A 20,184-nucleotide genomic window follows, 5' to 3' on the forward strand; every position below is an offset into this window, starting at 1 on the left:
GTGATTGATAAAACCGCCTTTATTCATCCTTCCGCCATTGTAGAAGATGGCGCCGTTATTGGCGCTAACGTCCACATTGGCCCGTTTTGTATTGTTGGCGCTAACGTCGAAATCGGCGAAGGTACCGTACTGAAGTCTCACGTTGTCATTAACGGGCATACCAAAATTGGCCGCGATAACGAGATCTATCAGTTTGCTTCCATCGGTGAAGTTAACCAGGATCTGAAATATGCTGGCGAACCGACCCGTGTGGAAATTGGCGATCGCAACCGCATCCGCGAAAGCGTCACCATTCATCGTGGCACAGTACAGGGCGGTGGATTAACGAAGGTGGGCAGCGATAACCTGCTGATGATCAACGCCCACGTGGCGCACGATTGTACGCTGGGCGACCGCTGTATTCTGGCGAATAACGCGACCCTTGCGGGCCATGTTTCGCTGGATGATTTTGTTATCATCGGCGGCATGACCGCCGTGCACCAGTTCTGCATTATTGGCGCGCACGTAATGGTTGGCGGCTGCTCAGGCGTAGCGCAGGACGTTCCGCCGTTCGTGATTGCTCAGGGCAACCACGCGACGCCATTTGGCGTCAACATCGAAGGGCTGAAACGCCGCGGCTTCAGCCGTGAGGCGATCACAGCGATTCGTAACGCGTACAAGCTGCTGTACCGCAGCGGTAAAACGCTGGACGAAGCGAAAGCTGAGATCGCCGAGCTGGCGGCGCAGTACCCTGAAGTGCAGACATTTACCGACTTTTTTGCCCGCTCCACGCGCGGCCTGATTCGTTAATGGCTGAATCGCGTCCCCTGACGATTGCCCTGGTCGCCGGAGAAACCTCCGGCGATATTCTTGGCGCCGGTCTTATCCGCGCGCTCAAAGCCCGCATCCCTGATGCCCGCTTTGTCGGCGTTGCCGGGCCGTTGATGCAGGCGGAAGGCTGCGAGGCCTGGTATGAGATGGAAGAGCTGGCGGTGATGGGCATTGTGGAAGTGCTTGGTCGCCTGCGTCGGCTGCTGCATATTCGCGCCGATCTCACCCGTCGATTGACCGAGCTCAAGCCGGACGTGTTCGTCGGCATTGATGCGCCTGACTTCAATATTACCCTCGAAGGTAATCTGAAGAAGCAGGGCATCAAAACTATTCATTACGTTAGCCCGTCGGTATGGGCATGGCGGCAAAAACGCGTTTTCAAAATTGGCAGATCCACCGATCTGGTACTGGCATTCCTGCCTTTCGAAAAAGCGTTTTATGACAAATTTAACGTTCCCTGCCGGTTTATCGGCCACACGATGGCGGATGCGATGCCGCTGGATCCGGACAAAGGCGCGGCGCGCGACCGTCTGGGAATCGATCGTAACGTGCACTGCCTGGCGCTACTGCCGGGAAGCCGCGGGGCGGAAGTTGAGATGCTCAGCGCCGATTTCCTGAAAACGGCGCAGATCCTGCGAGAGTATTACCCCGATCTGGAAGTGGTGGTCCCACTGGTCAACGCGAAGCGGCGGGAACAGTTCGAGCGTATCAAAGCGGAAACGGCGCCGGATCTTGCCGTACATCTACTGGATGGCCGGGCCCGCGATGCGATGATCGCCAGCGATGCCGCGCTGCTGGCTTCCGGAACGGCTGCGCTGGAATGTATGCTGGCTAAGTGTCCGATGGTCGTTGGCTATCGGATGAAGCCGTTTACCTTCTGGCTGGCGAAACGGCTGGTTAAAACCGACTATGTATCGCTGCCGAATTTACTGGCCGGGCGTGAACTGGTTAAAGAACTGCTGCAGGATGAATGTCGGCCGCAGGCGCTGGCCGAGGCGCTGAAGCCGCTGCTGGCCGACGGTAAAACCAGCCACGATATGCATGAAACCTTTCGCGCGCTGCATCAGCAGATCCGCTGCAACGCTGATGAGCAGGCGGCGGATGCAGTACTGGAGTTAGCAAAATGATGGAGTTCGTTTATCCGCATACCCATCTGGTTGCGGGAGTCGATGAAGTCGGGCGCGGTCCGCTGGTTGGCGCGGTGGTGACTGCCGCGGTTATTCTCGATCCGGCAAAGCCGATTTTGGGCCTTGCCGACTCGAAAAAGCTCAGCGAAAAGCGGCGCCTTGCGCTATTCGACGAGATCAAAGAAAAAGCGCTGTGCTGGAGCCTCGGTCGCGCGGAGCCGCATGAAATCGATGAGCTGAATATTCTACATGCGACCATGCTGGCCATGCAGCGCGCCGTTGCGGGCTTGAGCATTTCCCCTGAGTTTGTTCTTATTGATGGTAACCGCTGTCCGCCGCTGCCTGTACCTTCACTGGCGGTCGTTAAAGGCGACAGCCGAGTGGCGGAAATCAGCGCCGCGTCTATTCTGGCTAAAGTGACGCGAGATGCTGAAATGGCCGTGCTGGACCGGGAATTCCCGCAGTACGGCTTTGCGCAACATAAAGGTTATCCCACCGCTTTTCATCTGCAAAAGCTGCTGGAACATGGCGTAATCGAGCAATACCGGCGCAGCTTTGGCCCGGTGAAGCGCGCGCTGGGCCTGGCGTCCTGAACCGACACGCAAGCAATTAAGTAACGCGGAATCTGAAGATGGCTGAACCACGTTTCGTACACCTGCGGGTGCACAGCGACTATTCCATGATCGATGGTCTGGCGAAAACCGGACCGTTGGTAAAAAAGGCGGCCGCGCTCGGCATGCCTGCGCTGGCGATCACCGATTTTACCAACCTTTGCGGACTGGTGAAGTTCTACGGAGCGGGACACGGCGCCGGAATTAAACCCATCGTAGGGGCCGATTTCCACGTCCAGAGCGATCTGCTTGGCGATGAACTGAGCCAGCTGACGGTACTGGCCGCTAACAACGCTGGCTATCAGAATCTGACGCTGCTGATCTCCAAAGCTTATCAGCGCGGCTACGGCGCGGCGGGCCCGATTATCGATCGCGACTGGCTGATCGAATTAAAAGAAGGGCTGATTTTGCTCTCCGGCGGGCGTATGGGCGACGTGGGTCGTAGCCTGCTGCGCGGCAACATGGCGCTGGTGGATCAGTGCGTTGATTTTTATGAACAACATTTCCCTGACTGCTATTTTCTTGAGCTGATTCGCACCGGCCGTCAGGATGAAGAGCCCTATCTGCATGCGGCGGTGGGGCTGGCGGAAACCCGGGGCTTACCGGTGGTGGCGACCAACGATGTTCGCTTCCTTGAGCCGGGTGACTTCGACGCCCATGAAATCCGCGTGGCTATCCATGACGGTTTTACCCTCGACGATCCTAAGCGCCCGCGCAACTACTCGCCGCAGCAGTATATGCGCAGCGAAGAGGAAATGTGCGAGCTCTTTTCCGATATTCCCGAAGCGCTGCAAAACACCGTGGAGATCGCCAAACGCTGTAACGTGACCGTGCGCCTTGGTGAGTACTTCCTGCCGCAGTTCCCGACCGGGGATATGACCACCGAAGATTATCTGGTCAAGAAATCCAAAGAGGGTCTGGAAGAGCGCCTGGAATTCCTGTTCCCCGATCCGGATGAGCGGACGAAACGCCGCCCTGAATATGATGAACGCCTGGACATTGAGCTGCAGGTAATTAACCAGATGGGGTTCCCTGGCTACTTCCTGATCGTTATGGAATTTATCCAGTGGTCGAAGGATAACGGCGTGCCGGTAGGGCCGGGACGTGGCTCCGGCGCCGGATCGCTGGTCGCCTATGCGCTAAAAATTACCGACCTCGATCCGCTGGAGTTCGACCTGCTGTTCGAACGTTTCCTTAACCCGGAACGTGTCTCCATGCCCGACTTCGACGTTGACTTCTGTATGGAGAAGCGTGACCAGGTGATTGAACACGTCGCGGACATGTACGGTCGCGATGCGGTATCGCAGATTATTACCTTCGGTACCATGGCGGCGAAAGCGGTTATCCGCGACGTTGGCCGTGTGCTGGGCCATCCGTACGGCTTTGTGGACCGCATTTCCAAGCTGGTGCCGCCTGACCCGGGTATGACGCTGGCGAAAGCGTTTGAAGCCGAGCCGCAGCTGCCGGAAATTTATGAGGCGGACGAAGAGGTTAAAGCGCTGATCGACATGGCGCGTAAGCTCGAAGGGGTCACCCGTAACGCCGGTAAACATGCGGGTGGGGTGGTGATCGCGCCAACTAAAATTACCGATTTTGCCCCGCTTTACTGCGACGAAGCGGGCCAGCATCCGGTTACCCAGTTTGATAAAAACGACGTTGAATATGCCGGGCTGGTGAAGTTCGACTTCCTCGGCCTGCGTACGCTCACCATCATTAACTGGGCGCTGGAGATGATCAACGCCCGCCGCGAGAAGAACGGCGAGGGGCCGCTGGATATCGCCGCGATCCCGCTCGACGATAAAAAAAGCTTCGATATGCTGCAGCGTTCGGAAACCACCGCCGTTTTCCAGCTTGAATCGCGCGGTATGAAGGATCTGATCAAGCGTCTGCAGCCCGACTGCTTCGAAGATATGATCGCGCTGGTGGCCCTGTTCCGTCCGGGGCCGCTGCAGTCGGGGATGGTGGATAACTTTATCGACCGTAAGCACGGTCGCGAAGAGATATCGTATCCGGACGTGCAGTGGCAGCACGAATGCCTGAAACCGGTACTGGAGCCAACTTATGGCATCATCCTGTACCAGGAACAGGTCATGCAGATTGCCCAGGAGCTTTCCGGCTATACCCTCGGCGGCGCGGATATGCTGCGTCGTGCGATGGGTAAGAAAAAGCCGGAGGAGATGGCTAAGCAGCGCGGCACCTTTGAAGAAGGGGCGAGGAAGCGCGGTGTAGACGGTGAGCTGGCGATCAAAATCTTTGACCTGGTGGAGAAATTCGCCGGTTATGGCTTTAACAAATCGCACTCCGCCGCTTATGCTTTAGTGTCCTATCAGACGCTGTGGCTAAAGGCGCACTATCCGGCCGAATTTATGGCTGCGGTGATGACCGCGGATATGGATAACACCGAGAAAGTCGTCGGTCTGGTGGATGAGTGCTGGCGGATGGGGCTGAAAATCCTGCCGCCGGATATTAACTCCGGCCTGTATCATTTCCACGTTAACGACGATGGCGAAATCGTTTATGGTATCGGCGCGATCAAAGGCGTCGGCGAAGGCCCGATAGAAGCGATCATTGAAGCCCGTAATCAGGGCGGATATTTCCGCGAACTGTTTGATCTCTGCGCGCGAACGGATATTAAAAAGCTCAACCGCCGGGTGCTGGAAAAACTGATTATGTCCGGGGCGTTCGACCGCCTCGGGCCACATCGCGCGGCGTTAATGAATTCACTGGGCGATGCGCTGAAGGCCGCCGATCAGCACGCCAAAGCCGAAGCCATCGGCCAGGCGGATATGTTCGGCGTGCTGGCGGAAGAGCCGGAGCAAATCGAGCAGTCCTACGCCAACTGTCAACCGTGGCCGGAACAGGTGGTGCTGGATGGCGAAAGGGAGACCCTGGGGCTGTATCTGACCGGGCACCCGATTAACCAGTATTTGAAAGAGATCGAGCGCTACGTTGGCGGCGTACGACTCAAAGACATGCATCCGACCGATCGTGGTAAAGTGACCACGGCGGCCGGGCTCGTTATTGCCGCGCGGGTCATGGTCACCAAGCGCGGCAATCGTATCGGCATCTGTACGCTGGATGACCGTTCCGGGCGTCTGGAGGTGATGTTGTTCACCGACGCCCTGGATAAATACCAGCAATTGCTGGAAAAAGACCGCATACTTATCGTCAGCGGACAGGTCAGCTTTGATGACTTCAGCGGGGGGCTTAAAATGACCGCCCGTGAAGTCATGGACATTGACGAAGCCCGGGAAAAATATGCTCGCGGGCTTGCTATCTCGCTGACGGACAGGCAAATTGATGACCAGCTTTTAAACCGACTCCGTCAGTCTCTGGAACCCCACCGTTCGGGAACTATTCCAGTACACCTCTATTATCAGAGGGCGGATGCACGCGCGCGGTTGCGTTTTGGCGCAACATGGCGCGTCTCTCCGAGCGATCGTTTACTTAACGATCTGCGTGGCCTGATCGGCTCGGAGCAGGTGGAACTGGAGTTTGACTAATACAGGAATACTATGAGTCTGAATTTCCTTGATTTTGAACAGCCGATTGCAGAGCTGGAAGCGAAAATCGATTCTCTGACAGCGGTAAGCCGCCAGGATGAGAAACTGGATATTAACATCGATGAAGAAGTGCATCGCCTGCGTGAAAAAAGCGTAGAGCTGACGCGCAAGATCTTCGCCGATCTTGGTGCATGGCAGGTTGCGCAACTGGCTCGCCATCCACGTCGCCCATACACCCTGGATTATGTCCGCCTGGCTTTCGACGAATTCGACGAACTGGCCGGTGACCGCGCCTATGCTGACGATAAAGCTATCGTTGGCGGCATTGCGCGTCTGGACGGGCGTCCGGTGATGATTATCGGCCACCAGAAAGGGCGCGAAACCAAAGAGAAAATTCGCCGCAACTTCGGTATGCCGGCGCCGGAAGGCTATCGTAAGGCGCTGCGCCTGATGGAGATGGCCGAGCGCTTTAAAATGCCGATCATCACCTTCATCGACACCCCTGGCGCTTATCCTGGCGTTGGCGCGGAAGAGCGCGGCCAGTCTGAAGCGATTGCGCGCAACCTGCGTGAAATGTCGCGCCTGAGCGTACCGGTTATCTGCACCGTTATCGGTGAAGGCGGCTCCGGCGGCGCGCTGGCAATCGGCGTGGGCGATAAAGTGAATATGCTGCAGTACAGCACCTATTCCGTTATCTCCCCGGAAGGCTGTGCGTCCATTCTGTGGAAAAGCGCCGATAAAGCGCCGCTGGCCGCCGAAGCGATGGGTATTGTTGCCCCGCGCCTGAAAGAGCTGAAGCTGATTGACTCCATCATTCCTGAGCCGCTGGGCGGCGCGCATCGTAATCCGGAAGTGATGGCAGCCTCTCTGAAAGCGCAGCTGCTGGCCGATCTGGCTGATCTCGACGTTCTGAGTGAGGAAGAGCTGCTGAACCGACGCTATCAGCGTTTGATGAGCTACGGCTACGCCTGATTATCGATCTCATTTTTTATCTCTAAGGGCCGGATTTTCCGGCCCTTTTTTTATGTATTGTTGACTGAGATGAGAGGGACAAGAGCTAATGTGATTAGCGGATGATGCCGGTCTCCCCTGAAACTGCAGCAACGGCCAGGTATTGCGACCCGGCAGGCATTTAACAACGATAAATATGCATAGCATAAAACTGTCATGTTAAGCGCCGTGTCCGAGGGGATCACGTTAAGCCTGGGGCGATGCCTGGAAAGCGCGGTAATAGAGATAAATCCGCCAGTGCTTAGCGCTGGCGGGGTGCTATTATGCTTTCCTTAGGTAAATTCCAGGAGGAAAGCGTGAATATCATTGCGATCATGGGTCCCCACGGCGTCTATTATAAAGACGAACCGATCAAAGAACTGGAAGCCGCCCTGCAACGGCAAGGCTTCCAGACCATCTGGCCGCAAAATAGCGCCGATCTTTTGCAATTTATCGAGCATAATCCGCGGATCTGTGGGGTTATTTTCGACTGGGATGAATACAGCGTTGACCTGTGCAGCGATATTAATCGCTTAAATGAATACCTGCCGCTCTACGCATTTATCAACGCCCATTCGACGATGGACGTCAGCAGTCAGGACCTGCGCATGACGCTATGGTTCTTTGAATACGCGCTGGGGCTGGCGGAAGAGATCGCTACCCGCATCGGTCAATACACCCGCGAATACCTCGACAACATTACCCCGCCGTTTACCAAAGCCTTGTTCAACTATGTGCAGGAAGGAAAATATACCTTCTGTACCCCCGGGCATATGGGCGGCTCGGCTTACCAAAAAAGCCCGGTAGGCTGTCTGTTTTACGATTTCTTTGGCGGGAATACCTTAAAGGCCGACGTCTCCATATCCGTGACGGAACTGGGGTCGCTGCTCGATCATAGTGGCCCGCACCTGGAAGCTGAAGAGTATATTGCCCGAGCCTTCGGCGCCGAACAGAGCTATATGGTGACCAACGGGACCTCGACGTCGAATAAAATTGTCGGGATGTATTCCGCCCCGGCGGGCAGCACCCTGCTTATCGATCGCAACTGCCATAAATCGTTGGCTCATTTACTGATGATGAGCGATGTGGTGCCGCTGTGGCTCAAACCGACGCGCAATGCGCTGGGGATCCTTGGCGGCATACCTAAGCGCGAATTTACCCGCGATAGTATTCAGCAAAAGGTGAATACGACAGGCGGCGCCGGGTGGCCCGTGCATGCGGTGATCACCAACTCCACCTATGACGGGCTGCTGTATAACACCACCTGGATCAAAGAGACCCTCGACGTACCGTCAATCCACTTTGATTCCGCCTGGGTGCCCTACACCCATTTTCATCCGATCTATCAGGGCAAAAGCGGGATGAGCGGCGATCGCATTCCGGGGAAAGTGATCTTTGAAACGCAGTCGACGCATAAAATGCTGGCCGCGCTATCGCAGGCTTCGCTGATTCATATTAAAGGCAGCTACGATGAAGACACCTTCAATGAAGCCTTTATGATGCATACCTCGACTTCTCCGAGCTACCCGATCGTTGCCTCCATTGAAACGGCTGCCGCGATGCTGCGCGGCAATTCCGGTAGGCGGCTGATTCAGCGTTCGATTGAACGGGCGCTGGATTTTCGGAAAGAAGTGCAGCGGTTACGCGAAGAGTCTGACGGCTGGTTCTTTGATATCTGGCAGCCGGAAGAGGTAGGGGAAGCACAGTGCTGGCCGGTGTCCCCCGGTGAACAATGGCATGGCTTTCAGGATGCCGATGACGACCATATGTTCCTCGATCCGGTGAAAGTAACCATTCTGACGCCCGGTATGGACGAACAGGGCAACATGGATAGCGAAGGCATTCCGGCCGCGCTGGTGGCGAAGTTTCTGGATGAGCGCGGCGTGGTGGTTGAGAAAACCGGGCCCTACAATCTGCTGTTCCTTTTCAGTATCGGCATTGATAAAACCCGAGCGATGGGGCTGCTGCGCGGGTTAACCGAATTCAAACGCTCTTACGATCTCAATTTACGGGTGAAAAACATGCTGCCGGATCTGTACGCTGAAGATCCTGATTTTTACCGCAACATGCGCATTCAGGATCTGGCGCAGGGTATCCATCGCCTGATTCGCCAGCACCAGCTCTCGCAGCTGATGCTGAGCGCCTTTGACGTTCTGCCGGAGATGAAAATGACGCCGCATCAGGCCTGGCAGCGGCAGATTAAAGGCGAAGTGGAAACCATCGAACTGGAGAATCTGGTCGGGCGTATTTCAGCGAATATGATCTTACCGTATCCGCCGGGCGTGCCGCTGCTGATGCCCGGTGAGATGATCGTCGAGGAGAGCCGGGCGGTGCTCAATTTTCTATTAATGTTGTGCTCCATCGGCCGCCACTATCCAGGCTTCGAAACCGATATCCACGGCGCGAAACGCGATGAAGATGGCGTGTACTGGGTTCGAGTCTTAAAAAATGACTAAGCGCTTGCGCAATAACGAACTGAACGAGTAACGTTGTTGGCTTCAACGGGAGGAGTTTGAGCATGCTAGGTTTAAAACGGGTTCACCATATCGCCATCATTGCAACGGATTATGCAAAGAGTAAAGCGTTCTACTGCGACATTCTGGGGTTCACCCTGCAGGGCGAGTTTTACCGTGCAGAGCGTGATTCATGGAAGGGCGATCTGGCGCTGAATGGCGAATATGTTATTGAACTGTTTTCTTTCCCGTTTCCTCCTGCGCGCCCGAGCCGCCCTGAAGCCTGCGGGTTACGCCATCTGGCGTTTAGCGTCGACGATGTTGATGCCGCCGTTGCCCATCTTGAGGCGCATGGCGTAGCCTGTGAAGGCGTTCGTATCGACCCCTTCACCGGTAAGCGATTCACGTTTTTTAACGATCCGGACGGTCTACCGCTGGAGATTTATCAGCAGTAATTCTTGTCAGAGCGTGTTCTGCCGGGTAACGTGCCGGACACGCTTTCCTCAGTTAGTACTCTCATGATGATGATCCCAGATATTGCGCAAACGCTCCGACCGCATCGCCAGTTTTTAGTGGCCTTTAGCGGCGGCCTGGATTCGAGCGTGCTCTTATATCGCCTGGTTCGCTGGCGCGAACAGGATCCCACCGTTCAGCTGCGGGCGATGCATATTCACCACGGGCTCAGCGCGAACGCTGACGATTGGGTGGCGCACTGCCGGCTAATATGTCAGCAGTGGCAGGTGCCGCTTTTGGTTGAACGGGTGGTCCTCGCCGATGAGGGGCTGGGGATTGAGGCCCATGCGCGTCAAGCGCGCTATCAGGCTTTCCGTTCAGCGTTGCTGCCTGGCGAAGCGCTGGTGACCGCGCAGCATCTTGACGATCAGTGTGAAACCTTCCTGCTGGCGCTTAAGCGGGGGAGCGGTCCCACCGGGCTCTCGGCAATGGCCTGCGAGTCCGATTTTGCCGGAACGAAACTGCTGCGTCCGCTGCTTAACGAAAGTCGCGACTCTCTGCACCGTTGGGCGATAGCCCATCAGCTCAGCTGGATTGAAGACGAAAGTAACCAGGACGACGCCTACGATCGCAATTTTCTCCGCCTGCGGATTGTTCCGCTGCTTAACGCCCGCTGGCCGCACTTTGCCGAGGCCGTGGCGCGCAGCGCCAGCCTGTGCGGCGAACAGGAACGACTGTTGGATGAAATGCTGGCGGCGGAGCTGGCAACGCTGGTGGCTGAGGATGGCGCGTTGGCTATCGAACCGTTGACGGCCATGAGCGCTCCGCGTCGGGCCGCGCTGCTGCGCCGCTGGCTGGCTGGATTCAATGCGCCAATGCCTTCGCGCGAGGTGCCGGAGCGTATCTGGCGTGAAGTGGCGATGGCGCGCGAGGATGCTTTTCCCTGCCTGCGGCTTGGGCAATTTACCGTCCGTCGCTTCCAGCAGCGGCTGTACTGGGTGAAATATCTCCCCGGCCAGAGTGAAACGGTACTGGCGTGGCCCGATATCGCTAAGCCGCTGCCGTTACCCGGCGGCCTGGGTGAACTGAGGTTCCTGCCCGGCGGCCCGTTACGCGGCCCGCGCCAGGACGAAGCGGTAACCATTCGCTTTCGCGCTAGCGGTCATCTGCATATCGTCGGTCGCCACGGTGGCCGTAAGCTGAAGAAAATCTGGCAGGAGCTGAACGTTGCTCCCTGGCGGCGCGATACCACGCCGCTGCTGTTTTACGGCGAAACGCTAATCGCCGCAGCCGATGGTCTGTTTATTACCGTCGATGGGAAAGTTCAGGAAGGTGAAGGCGTGCAGTTGATATGGATGAAAACGGGCGGCTGAGCCACCCGTTTTGCTTCAGGACTCGCTGACCACTACCGTACCGATTTGCGGATGGCTGAAGCTGGCGATTTTATCCAGGCGCACCTCGCGAACGTCGCCGGCGAGCTCCACGACCAGATACTCGATATTTTTGCGTGAGATAAGATCGTTGGCCTTCGCTTGCAGCTGTTCGCCATCTTTGAGCTCCAGCGCCAGGACCAGATGGTTCTGACAGGCAAGTTCGAGGTTGTCATAATCATCGCAATTGATGGGTTGATAAGTATCATTCATTGACATAATCGCTCACCAGTAAGTTTGCCGCCGCATATGCGGCCTTTTCCCTGACTGACTCAGCAAGGGCCTGATCCGCCGCAACCTCATTCAATACTTTCAACACGCAACCTAGCGCATCCGGGATATACCCAAGGTCCCCGCTGGCTATTTCCGCATACCGCTTGCGTATTAACTCACAATATTTGTCCACATGCCCTCCTGTCAGCGTTCTGACTTAACCGTGGGATGTAAGTTTAAGCCTACGAAGATAAACTCTGTTTAGCAAGGTGACTATACCATAGTCATTTAAGCAATATCAGCAGGATGAAAGGGGATCCTGCGATTGCTGACAGCCTTTTGCCGCCAGTTTCGCTACAATGTACGCCATTTTTATCAGGAGTTTCCTCATGGCGCTGAAAGCGACGATTTATAAAGCGACGGTGAACGTGGCCGACCTGGACCGCAACCAGTTTCTGGATGTCAGTTTGACCCTTGCCCAGCATCCGTCAGAAACCCAGGAGCGTATGATGCTGCGCTTGCTGGCGTGGATTAAATACGCCGACGAGCGTCTGCAGTTTACCCGCGGTTTGTCTTCCGATGATGAAGCTGAACTCTGGCTGCTAAACGATCATTTGGGCGTTGATCTGTGGATCGAACTGGGGCTGCCGGACGAGCGGCGGATTAAAAAAGCCTGCTCGCGGGCGCAAGAGGTCGCGCTGTTTGCCTATAATAGTCGGGCGGCAGAAATCTGGTGGCAGCAAAATAAAAGTAAAATGGCACAGTTTTCAAAGCTGACCGTATGGTATTTAGATGATACTCAACTGGCGCAGCTCAGTGCTTTTGCCGATCGGACGATGTCGCTACAGGCGACTATTCAGGACGGCGGTATCTGGTTATCAGACGCTAAGAATAATCTTGAAATTCATTTAACGGCCTGGCAAACATCCGCATGATTACGATTAGCCGCAGCGTGATGATTGCGGATGATGAGGTTTCACTTTCCGGAATACGCGCGCAGGGGGCGGGCGGTCAGCACGTCAATAAGGCATCGACGGCTATTCATTTGCGCTTTGATATTAAAGCATCGAGCCTGCCTGAGTTTTATAAGGAACGCCTGCTGACTTCCAGCCATCACTTAATTTCTGCCGATGGTGTGGTTATCATTAAGGCTCAAGAATATCGCAGCCAGGAGATGAATCGTGAAGCGGCGATTGCGCGCCTGGTTGCCTTAATACAAGAATTAACCGCAGTACAGAAAAGTCGTCGGGAGACGCGACCGACCAGAGCGTCGAAAGAGCGCCGGCTTGCCTCAAAGGCGCAAAAATCTTCAGTTAAAGCGCTGCGTGGAAAAGTTCGCCATTAAGGGCATGGCGAACCGGTGGAATGGATGATAAGGAATTTACAGTGAAGAAAATCGTGTTTTCAGTCGTGGCGGCCTGTTCGCTTTTTGCGTTATTCGGCTGCAACCATCGTGCGGAGATGGAAACGTTACAACCGGCGCCGATGGAAGAGCTAAAGCCGATGCAGCAGAGCTGGCGCGGCGTGCTGCCGTGCGCAGACTGCGAAGGTATCGAAACCTCGCTCTTTCTTGAGAAAGACGGCACCTGGGTGATGAATGAGCGATACCAGGGCGTCAGGCGCGAGCCCTCCTCTTTTGCTTCATACGGTACCTGGGCGCGCACGGCCGATAAGCTGGTGCTGACCGACAGCAAAGGCGAGAAATCTTACTATCGGGCGAAAGGCGACAAGCTGGAAATGCTCGATCGCGACGGTAATCCCATCGAGTCAACGCTGAACTATACGCTGGAATCCGTCAAAGCCAGCCTGCCCATCACGCCGATGGCGATGCGCGGCATGTACTTTTATATGGCGGATGCCGCGACCTTTACCGATTGCGCAACCGGCAAGCGGGTGGCAGTCGCGAATAATGCGCAGCTCGAGCGTGATTATGCCGCGGCGCGCGGAACGGATACTCGTCCGGTGCTGCTAGTGGTCGAGGGGCACTTTACGCTGGAAGCGAATCCGGATAACGGCGAGATGGTAAAAACGCTGATGGCGGATAAAAATATTAAATTTATTCCAGGCAAAGACTGTAATCAGTAATGGTTACCCGTGGAAAAAGAAAGGCCTCGCATAAGCGAGGCCTTTTGCATTCAAAGATGATTGTTAACCTTTGATAGCGTTAACCAGGTAGTTCACGATATCACCGGTTTTAATCAGCTGCTTCTCGCCGCTGCGACGATATTTATATTCGATATCGTCGTTGTCGAGGTTGCGGTCGCCCAGCACGATAGTGTGCGGAATACCGATAAGCTCCATATCGGCGAACATCACGCCCGGACGCTCTTTACGGTCGTCCATCAGCACGTCGATACCCAACGCGGTTAGCTCAGCATACAGCTTCTCGGCCAGCTCCTGTACGCGGTAGGATTTATGCATGTTCATCGGCAGAATCGCAACCTGGAACGGGGCGATAGCTTCCGGCCACAGGATCCCGCGATCGTCAAAGTTCTGCTCAATGGCTGCTGCCACCACGCGAGTCACCCCGATGCCGTAGCAACCCATGGTCAGGATCTGGTTACGGCCATCTTCGCCCTGGACAGAGGCTTTCATCGCTTCAGAGTACTTGGTACCCAGTTGGAAGATGTGGCCCACTTCGATACCGCGTTTAATCAGCAGCGTCCCTTTGCCGTCCGGGCTCGGGTCGCCCGCCACCACGTTACGGATATCAGCCACTTCTGGGGTCGCGACATCGCGATCCCAGTTGATGCCGAAGTAGTGTTTACCGTCGATGTTCGCGCCTGCGGCAAAATCGCTCATTGCGGCAACGGTACGGTCAATAACTACCGGAATCGGCATGTTAACCGGGCCCAGAGAACCGGGGCCCGCCTGCACCAGCGCGCGGATCTCTTCTTCGGTGGCGAAGGTTAGCGGGCTGGCGACCTGCGGCAGCTTTTCCGCTTTAACTTCGTTCAGCTCATGATCGCCGCGAACCAGCAGGGCAATCAGCGGAGACTTGCTGTCTTCTACCGCTTTCACCAGCAGGGTTTTCACCGTTTTCTCAATCGGCAGATTGAACTGCTCAACCAGCTCGGCGATGGTTTTGGCGTTCGGCGTATCGACCAGGGTCATTTCCTGAGTAGCGGCAGCGCGCGGCTCTTTCGGCGCAACGGCTTCGGCGAACTCGATGTTGGCCGCGTAGTCTGAAGAATCAGAGAAGATCACGTCATCTTCACCGCTCTGCGCCAGCACCTGGAATTCGTGGGATGCGCTACCGCCGATAGAACCGGTGTCAGCCTGTACCGCGCGGAAATCCAGGCCCATACGGCTGAAGATTTTGCTGTACGCGGCGTACATTGCGTCGTAGGTCTCCTGCAGAGATTCCTGAGAAGTATGGAAAGAGTAAGCATCTTTCATCAGGAATTCACGGGAACGCATCACGCCGAAACGCGGGCGCACTTCATCACGGAACTTGGTCTGGATCTGATAGAAGTTCAGCGGCAGCTGTTTGTAAGAGCTCAGCTCGTTACGAATCAGGTCGGTGATCACTTCTTCATGAGTCGGGCCGAGCACGAACGGACGTTCGCCACGGTCAGCAATGCGCAGCAGTTCCGGGCCGTACTGTTCCCAACGACCACTCTCTTGCCACAGTTCAGAGGGCTGAACTACCGGCATTAACACCTCGATGGCACCGGCGTTATTCATCTCTTCACGCACGATGTTCTCGACTTTTTTCAGGACGCGCACGCCGGTCGGCAGCCAGGTGTATAACCCGGAGGCCAGCTTGCGGATCATCCCGGCGCGCAGCATCAGCTGATGGCTGATAACCTCGGCGTCGGCAGGTGTCTCCTTCAGAGTGGAGAGCAGGTATTGGCTAGTACGCATGTTGTTACGGTTCCATTTGGACGATCGATACAGGCTGGAAGCCAGCCTGACACAAAAAAGTGGTTTAGTTTACCAGTGTGGCAAAGATGCCAAAAGAGAGGAAAATAAAATTAGCGTGGTTCGAGAGAAAAGACTTCAAAACCGGACGAAATCACCCGCCAACGCACGTTAAAATCCAGCAGCCAGACGGCATAGGTCTTTCCCGGGTCTTCTTCTTTACGATATGCCGGCCGCGGATCTTGTGCCAGAACTTCGCGAATAAACGCCTTAAGCCGGGGATAGCGCTTTTCCAGAGCGAAAAGCTGGGCTTCGGTTTCTGACGTGAAGCTTACCGCCACTTCCGCCTGCGGCGCCTGCTGAGCGTAGCTCGCGCTGGCTTCCGGCAGCGCTTCGGCAAAGGGCAGGTAAGGTTTGATGTCGACTACCGGCGTACCGTCCACCAGGTCCAGGCTGCCTAACTCAAGAACGACGCGCTCTTTTTGGCAGCAAATACCTTTTAGCTCGACCAGCGACATACCGATTGGATTAGGGCGGAAGGTAGAGCGGGTGGCGAAAACGCCCATCCGCGCGTTGCCGCCGAGGCGGGGAGGGCGTACGGTTGGGCGCCAGCCGCCTTCCATGGTCTGATGAAACACAAACAGGACCCACAAATGGCTGAAGTTTTCCAGGCCGCGTACGGCATCGGCCTGGTTATAGGGAGGCAGAAGATGTAATTCGCCGCCGCCGTTTTTAACCAGCCCAGGCTGGCGGGGGACGGCAAATTTTTCTTTATAGGGCGAGCGAATAACGCCTATCTGCGCAAACTGAAAATCACTCATTGCGCCGTAACGTTAAGCGCTGAACCAAGGCAGACGGCCTGGCGGTAGCAGCCTGGGGTTCCGCTGGTGACTTCGCAGCGGTGCAGCAGCACGGCATTGGCTTTCATTTTTGCAGCGTTAATCTGCATGCGCTTGCGAGCCGTCGGGATATTGGGCGGAGAGTCTTGATTCGAGGCCTGGCAGGATTCACCGGTGACTTCGCCGAGTTCGCGGAAAGGTTTACCCACCAATTCTGTTGCATTGGTATAGATTCTTACCGGGGCCGGACGCGTCGCTTTCGGTTTTGCCGGTTCCGATTTGGCTGGCGGGGTTACGGTGCTTTGTACAGGCTCGACGGGAGATCTGCTTAGCATAGAACAACCGCTTAACATGAGTGCTAACAAACAGACCGGTAAAGCACGCATAGTATTTCCTCAATAAATAATAAAACAGGGCGCTATTGAATCAGGTGCTTGCATAAATGACAAGACGGGCATAAAGCCCGTCCTGAATGATATTACGCTGAGAAAAGATTACCAGCCTTTCACCGCGCCGCCGTTAAAGATTTTGTTAGCCGCTTCGTAAACTTCGTCACTCTGGTAAGCCTGAACAAATTTCTTAACATTTTCCGCATCTTTGTTGTCTTCGCGAGCGACAATCAGGTTCACGTACGGAGACTCTTTACCTTCCACGAAAATACCGTCTTTTGCCGGCGTTAAGCCGATCTGGCTGGCATAGGTGGTATTGATAACCGCCAGAGCGATCTGCGCATCATCCAGGGAGCGCGGCAGCTGCGGGGCTTCCAGCTCAACAATTTTCAGGTTTTTCGTATTTTCAACGATATCCAGCGAGGTTGGCAGCAGACCAACGCCTTCTTTCAGTTTGATCAAGCCAACCTGCTGCAGCAGCAGCAGAGAGCGGCCAAGGTTGGTGGGATCGTTAGGAATCGCGACCTGAGAGCCCGGCTGCAGCTCGTCCAGCGATTTGATTTTTTTCGAATAACCGGCAATTGGGTAAACAAAAGAGTTACCTACGGAAACCAGCTTGTAGCCGCGGTCTTTGATTTGCTGGTCAAGATACGGCTTATGCTGGAAGGCGTTAACGTCGATATCGCCTTTGCTCAGCGCTTCGTTCGGCAGAACGTAGTCGTTGAAGGTCACCAGTTCAACATCAAGGCCGTATTTTTCTTTTGCTACTTTCTGCGCGACTTCCGCAACCTGCTGCTCCGCACCGACGATAACGCCGACTTTAATATGGTTAGGATCTTTTTCGTCCTGACCGCAACCCACCAGAGCCAGAGAACCGATTAACGCGCCGACTGCCGCAAAGGTTTTGAAATTAAAGGCCATGTTATTTCCTTCCTGTAAGATTCTGTATTGTGTGTAATGTTATTTGTGAGTCACAGCCCGGACGATACGATCGCCAGAGAATTGAATTAAGTACACCAGAATAACCAGCAGCACCAGTACGGTATTCATTACCGTTGCATTGTAGCCGATATAACCGTACTGGTAGCCAATCTGTCCGAGACCACCTGCACCCACGGCGCCGCCCATCGCGGAATAGCCGACCAGCGTAATGAGGGTAATGGTTGCCGCGTTCACCAGACCCGGCAGCGCTTCCGGCAGCAGGACCTTACGCACGATCTGCATCGGCGTTGCGCCCATGGCCCGGGACGCTTCGATAAGGCCGGTGGGGATCTCCAGCAGGGCGTTTTCAACCATACGGGCGATAAAGGGCGCTGCGCCGACCGTTAGCGGAACAATGGCCGCCTGCAGGCCGATCGACGTCCCTACAATCACGCGGGTAAAGGGGATCATCCAGACCAGCAGGATAATAAAAGGAATCGAGCGGAAAATATTCACCACCGCCGAAAGCGTACGGTAGAGCTTCGCATTAGCGGCAATTTGCCCCGGACGGGTGACGTAAAGCAGGACGCCGACCGGCAGACCAAGAACAAAACCGAAGAAGCCGGAGACGAACGTCATGGCCAGCGTTTCCCATACGCCGCGAACCAGCAGCCAAATCATTGGTTCAGACATATCCCAGTACCTCTACTTTTACATGGTGTTCCTGTAGCCAGGCGATCGCGGCCTGGGTATCTTCCTGCGTGCCGTGCATCTCGGTCAGCATAATGCCGAACTTCACGCCGCCCGCGTAATCCATCTGCGCGCTAATAATGTTGTTGTTTACATTAAAGCGACGGGCAGTTTCAGAAAGCAGCGGGGCATCAACGGAGTGACCCGTGAACTCCATGCGCAGCATGGGCACGCTATCGGGAAGAGCCTCAGACTTCAGACGCGCCTGATAATCATCCGGGATATCCAGGTGCAGCGTTGACTGAATAAACTGTTGCGCCAGCGGAGTTTTGGGGTGAGAAAAGACCTCGCTCACCGTATCCTGTTCAATCAATTGGCCGTTGCTGATCACGGCAACGCAATCACAGATGCGTTTGACGACATCCATTTCGTGGGTAATCAGCAAAATCGTCAGGCCCAGACGACGGTTGATATCCTTCAGCAGCTCCAGAATCGAGCGCGTGGTAGCCGGATCCAGGGCGCTGGTGGCTTCGTCGCAGAGCAGGACTTTTGGGTTGCTCGCCAGCGCACGGGCGATGGCGACGCGCTGTTTTTGACCGCCGGAGAGGTTTGCCGGATAGCTATCGTGCTTATCCCCCAGGCCGACGAGATCGAGCAGCTCGGTAACCCGGCGTTTGATTTCTTCCTTCGGGGTATTGTCGAGTTCCAGCGGCAACGCCACATTACCGAATACGGTACGTGAGGCAAGCAGGTTAAAGTGCTGGAAGATCATGCCGATCTGGCGACGAGCGCGAGTCAGCTCTTTTTCGGACAGCGCCGTTAGCTCCTGGCCGCCCACCTGTACGCTGCCCTGAGTTGGACGTTCGAGCAGGTTAACGCAGCGGATTAGTGTACTTTTACCCGCGCCGGAAGCGCCGATGACGCCATAAATTTGCCCGGCGGGGACATGCAGGCTGACATCGTTCAGCGCCTGTATGCTGCGATTTCCCTGCTGGAACACTTTGGTAATCTTCGAAAGTTTAATCATCAGTTATTTATTATCGTTTAGCCGTTTGCCGTGGCATTTTCTTCTGCCGTGTCCAGGCGATGCCTGTCAATGAAATGGATGTTAAGGCATCCAGACGTCTAAATCAATCTGACTCTGTATAATGAGCACTTTCTTGCGTCGGGAAACATGCGATACTACACGCATTAGCCTTTATCAGGAGCAAACCGGTGGCAATGTCAGTACCCGCAATTTTTCTTGACCGTGATGGCACGATTAATGTCGATCACGGATACGTCCATGAAATCGACAACTTTGAATTTATCGATGGTGTCATTGATGCAATGCGTCAATTAAAGGAGATGGGCTACGCGCTGGTGGTGGTGACCAACCAGTCCGGTATCGCCCGCGGTAAGTTTACTGAAGAGCAGTTTGAAACGCTGACCGAGTGGATGGACTGGTCGCTGGCCGATCGCGGCGTTGATCTGGATGGCATCTATTATTGTCCGCACCACCCGCAGGGAACCGTCGAAGAGTTTCGCCAGACCTGCGACTGCCGTAAGCCGCATCCGGGTATGCTGATCTCGGCGCGTGACTATCTGCATATTGATATGGCTGCTTCCTATATGGTCGGCGATAAAGTCGAAGATATGCAGGCAGCTCTGGCGGCCAATGTCGGCACGAAAGTATTAGTGCGTACCGGCAAGCCAGTCACTCCAGAAGCGGAAAGCGCCGCTGATTGGGTGCTTAATAGCCTGGCTGACCTGCCGGATGCTATCAAAAAGCAGCAAAAATAAGCGTTATGTATAAAAGATGAGCGGTTGAAATAAAATTGTATTTTACCGCTTGTCAGCGCCGAATAACTCCCTATAATGCGCTCCCACTGACACGGCAGATGTGAATCAC

At 55.2% G+C, this 20,184-nt stretch carries 20 protein-coding genes; 12 read left to right on the plus strand and 8 right to left on the minus strand.

The window, feature by feature from the left end; genetic code table 11:
- From lpxA to tilS, 8 genes are all read left to right on the plus strand, one after another.
- Positions 1-789, plus strand: coding sequence for an acyl-ACP--UDP-N-acetylglucosamine O-acyltransferase (gene lpxA, locus KOSB73_RS07515; RefSeq protein ID WP_004137991.1), 789 nt, complete (start codon positions 1-3; stop codon positions 787-789).
- Positions 789-1,937 carry a lipid-A-disaccharide synthase gene (gene lpxB, locus KOSB73_RS07520; RefSeq protein WP_004137990.1) on the plus strand — a complete coding sequence of 383 codons (1,149 nt, stop codon included), beginning with the start codon at positions 789-791 and terminating at the stop codon, positions 1,935-1,937. Before lpxA ends, lpxB begins: the two co-directional genes overlap by 1 nt.
- A complete protein-coding gene (gene rnhB, locus KOSB73_RS07525; RefSeq protein ID WP_004129122.1) occupies positions 1,934-2,530 on the plus strand; it encodes a ribonuclease HII in 597 nt (198 codons plus the stop codon). Before lpxB ends, rnhB begins: the two co-directional genes overlap by 4 nt.
- Positions 2,531-2,568: 38 nt before the next feature.
- Complete coding sequence (gene dnaE, locus KOSB73_RS07530; RefSeq protein WP_004137985.1) at positions 2,569-6,051, plus strand: DNA polymerase III subunit alpha; 3,483 nt, start codon at positions 2,569-2,571, stop codon at positions 6,049-6,051.
- A 12-nt stretch (positions 6,052-6,063) separates the two neighbouring features.
- A complete protein-coding gene (accA, locus tag KOSB73_RS07535; RefSeq protein ID WP_004137983.1) occupies positions 6,064-7,023 on the plus strand; it encodes an acetyl-CoA carboxylase carboxyl transferase subunit alpha in 960 nt (319 codons plus the stop codon).
- Positions 7,024-7,358: 335 nt separating this feature from the next.
- The gene (locus KOSB73_RS07540; protein ID WP_004137982.1) at positions 7,359-9,497 is read left to right on the plus strand and encodes a lysine decarboxylase LdcC; all 2,139 of its coding nucleotides are present in this window, start codon (positions 7,359-7,361) and stop codon (positions 9,495-9,497) included.
- 62 nt (positions 9,498-9,559) lie between these two features.
- Positions 9,560-9,949 (plus strand): VOC family protein, encoded by a 390-nt coding sequence (locus tag KOSB73_RS07545; protein WP_004137980.1) that lies wholly within the window; start codon positions 9,560-9,562, stop codon positions 9,947-9,949.
- A 69-nt stretch (positions 9,950-10,018) separates the two neighbouring features.
- Positions 10,019-11,320 carry a tRNA lysidine(34) synthetase TilS gene (tilS, locus tag KOSB73_RS07550; RefSeq protein ID WP_049085793.1) on the plus strand — a complete coding sequence of 434 codons (1,302 nt, stop codon included), beginning with the start codon at positions 10,019-10,021 and terminating at the stop codon, positions 11,318-11,320.
- Positions 11,321-11,335: 15 nt separating this feature from the next.
- Here the strand turns inward: tilS and rof are convergent, their stop codons facing one another.
- Both rof and KOSB73_RS07560 read right to left on the minus strand, forming a co-directional pair.
- Entirely contained in the window at positions 11,336-11,596 is a 261-nt protein-coding gene (gene rof, locus KOSB73_RS07555) for a Rho-binding antiterminator (RefSeq protein WP_004137976.1), read from the minus strand.
- On the minus strand, positions 11,583-11,783 hold the full coding sequence (locus KOSB73_RS07560) for a YaeP family protein (RefSeq protein WP_004098778.1): 201 nt from the start codon (positions 11,781-11,783) through the stop codon (positions 11,583-11,585). The genes rof and KOSB73_RS07560 overlap by 14 nt, the downstream gene beginning before the upstream one ends.
- Before the next feature lie 196 nt (positions 11,784-11,979).
- Between KOSB73_RS07560 and KOSB73_RS07565 the strand changes: the two genes are divergently transcribed.
- The 3 genes from KOSB73_RS07565 to nlpE are packed head-to-tail and all read left to right on the plus strand — an operon-like array spanning position 11,980 to position 13,675.
- A complete protein-coding gene (locus KOSB73_RS07565; RefSeq protein ID WP_004137974.1) occupies positions 11,980-12,525 on the plus strand; it encodes a YaeQ family protein in 546 nt (181 codons plus the stop codon).
- Complete coding sequence (gene arfB, locus KOSB73_RS07570; protein WP_004137972.1) at positions 12,522-12,935, plus strand: alternative ribosome rescue aminoacyl-tRNA hydrolase ArfB; 414 nt, start codon at positions 12,522-12,524, stop codon at positions 12,933-12,935. Before KOSB73_RS07565 ends, arfB begins: the two co-directional genes overlap by 4 nt.
- 41 nt (positions 12,936-12,976) lie before the next feature.
- Positions 12,977-13,675, plus strand: a complete 699-nt coding sequence (gene nlpE / locus KOSB73_RS07575) for an envelope stress response activation lipoprotein NlpE (RefSeq protein ID WP_098140354.1) — start codon at positions 12,977-12,979, stop codon at positions 13,673-13,675.
- Positions 13,676-13,738: 63 nt separating this feature from the next.
- On the opposite strand, the gene proS is transcribed toward nlpE, so the two are convergent.
- The 6 genes from proS to metN form a co-directional block, all read right to left on the minus strand.
- Positions 13,739-15,457, minus strand: a complete 1,719-nt coding sequence (proS, locus tag KOSB73_RS07580) for a proline--tRNA ligase (RefSeq protein ID WP_049085791.1) — start codon at positions 15,455-15,457, stop codon at positions 13,739-13,741.
- A gap of 110 nt (positions 15,458-15,567) precedes the next feature.
- Positions 15,568-16,275: a tRNA (N6-threonylcarbamoyladenosine(37)-N6)-methyltransferase TrmO gene (gene tsaA, locus KOSB73_RS07585; protein ID WP_024360364.1), complete on the minus strand. Its 708-nt coding sequence runs from the start codon at positions 16,273-16,275 to the stop codon at positions 15,568-15,570.
- Positions 16,272-16,679, minus strand: coding sequence for an Rcs stress response system protein RcsF (gene rcsF / locus KOSB73_RS07590; RefSeq protein ID WP_004137968.1), 408 nt, complete (start codon positions 16,677-16,679; stop codon positions 16,272-16,274). The genes tsaA and rcsF overlap by 4 nt, the downstream gene beginning before the upstream one ends.
- Positions 16,680-16,787: 108 nt before the next feature.
- On the minus strand, positions 16,788-17,603 hold the full coding sequence (metQ, locus tag KOSB73_RS07595; protein WP_004137967.1) for a methionine ABC transporter substrate-binding lipoprotein MetQ: 816 nt from the start codon (positions 17,601-17,603) through the stop codon (positions 16,788-16,790).
- Positions 17,604-17,642: 39 nt separating this feature from the next.
- Positions 17,643-18,296, minus strand: coding sequence for a methionine ABC transporter permease MetI (locus KOSB73_RS07600; protein ID WP_004129148.1), 654 nt, complete (start codon positions 18,294-18,296; stop codon positions 17,643-17,645).
- Positions 18,289-19,320: a methionine ABC transporter ATP-binding protein MetN gene (gene metN / locus KOSB73_RS07605; protein ID WP_004129149.1), complete on the minus strand. Its 1,032-nt coding sequence runs from the start codon at positions 19,318-19,320 to the stop codon at positions 18,289-18,291. Before metN ends, KOSB73_RS07600 begins: the two co-directional genes overlap by 8 nt.
- 188 nt (positions 19,321-19,508) lie before the next feature.
- Here metN and gmhB point away from each other — a divergent pair, with 188 nt between their 5' ends.
- On the plus strand, positions 19,509-20,075 hold the full coding sequence (gene gmhB, locus KOSB73_RS07610) for a D-glycero-beta-D-manno-heptose 1,7-bisphosphate 7-phosphatase (protein WP_024360366.1): 567 nt from the start codon (positions 19,509-19,511) through the stop codon (positions 20,073-20,075).
- Positions 20,076-20,184: the final 109 nt, after the last annotated feature.

It is taken from the genome of Klebsiella grimontii (assembly GCF_900200035.1).
Lineage (GTDB): Bacteria > Pseudomonadota > Gammaproteobacteria > Enterobacterales > Enterobacteriaceae > Klebsiella > Klebsiella grimontii.

Coding starts and splice junctions, on each gene's coding strand:
- lpxB (WP_004137990.1), top strand. CDS start 789: ATGGCTGAATCGCGTCCCCTGACGATTGCCCTGGTCGCCGGAGAAACC.
- rnhB (WP_004129122.1), top strand. CDS start 1,934: ATGATGGAGTTCGTTTATCCGCATACCCATCTGGTTGCGGGAGTCGAT.
- dnaE (WP_004137985.1), top strand. CDS start 2,569: ATGGCTGAACCACGTTTCGTACACCTGCGGGTGCACAGCGACTATTCC.
- accA (WP_004137983.1), top strand. CDS start 6,064: ATGAGTCTGAATTTCCTTGATTTTGAACAGCCGATTGCAGAGCTGGAA.
- KOSB73_RS07545 (WP_004137980.1), top strand. CDS start 9,560: ATGCTAGGTTTAAAACGGGTTCACCATATCGCCATCATTGCAACGGAT.
- tilS (WP_049085793.1), top strand. CDS start 10,019: ATGATCCCAGATATTGCGCAAACGCTCCGACCGCATCGCCAGTTTTTA.
- rof (WP_004137976.1), bottom strand. CDS start 11,596: ATGTCAATGAATGATACTTATCAACCCATCAATTGCGATGATTATGAC.
- KOSB73_RS07565 (WP_004137974.1), top strand. CDS start 11,980: ATGGCGCTGAAAGCGACGATTTATAAAGCGACGGTGAACGTGGCCGAC.
- arfB (WP_004137972.1), top strand. CDS start 12,522: ATGATTACGATTAGCCGCAGCGTGATGATTGCGGATGATGAGGTTTCA.
- proS (WP_049085791.1), bottom strand. CDS start 15,457: ATGCGTACTAGCCAATACCTGCTCTCCACTCTGAAGGAGACACCTGCC.
- tsaA (WP_024360364.1), bottom strand. CDS start 16,275: ATGAGTGATTTTCAGTTTGCGCAGATAGGCGTTATTCGCTCGCCCTAT.
- rcsF (WP_004137968.1), bottom strand. CDS start 16,679: ATGCGTGCTTTACCGGTCTGTTTGTTAGCACTCATGTTAAGCGGTTGT.
- metQ (WP_004137967.1), bottom strand. CDS start 17,603: ATGGCCTTTAATTTCAAAACCTTTGCGGCAGTCGGCGCGTTAATCGGT.
- KOSB73_RS07600 (WP_004129148.1), bottom strand. CDS start 18,296: ATGTCTGAACCAATGATTTGGCTGCTGGTTCGCGGCGTATGGGAAACG.
- metN (WP_004129149.1), bottom strand. CDS start 19,320: ATGATTAAACTTTCGAAGATTACCAAAGTGTTCCAGCAGGGAAATCGC.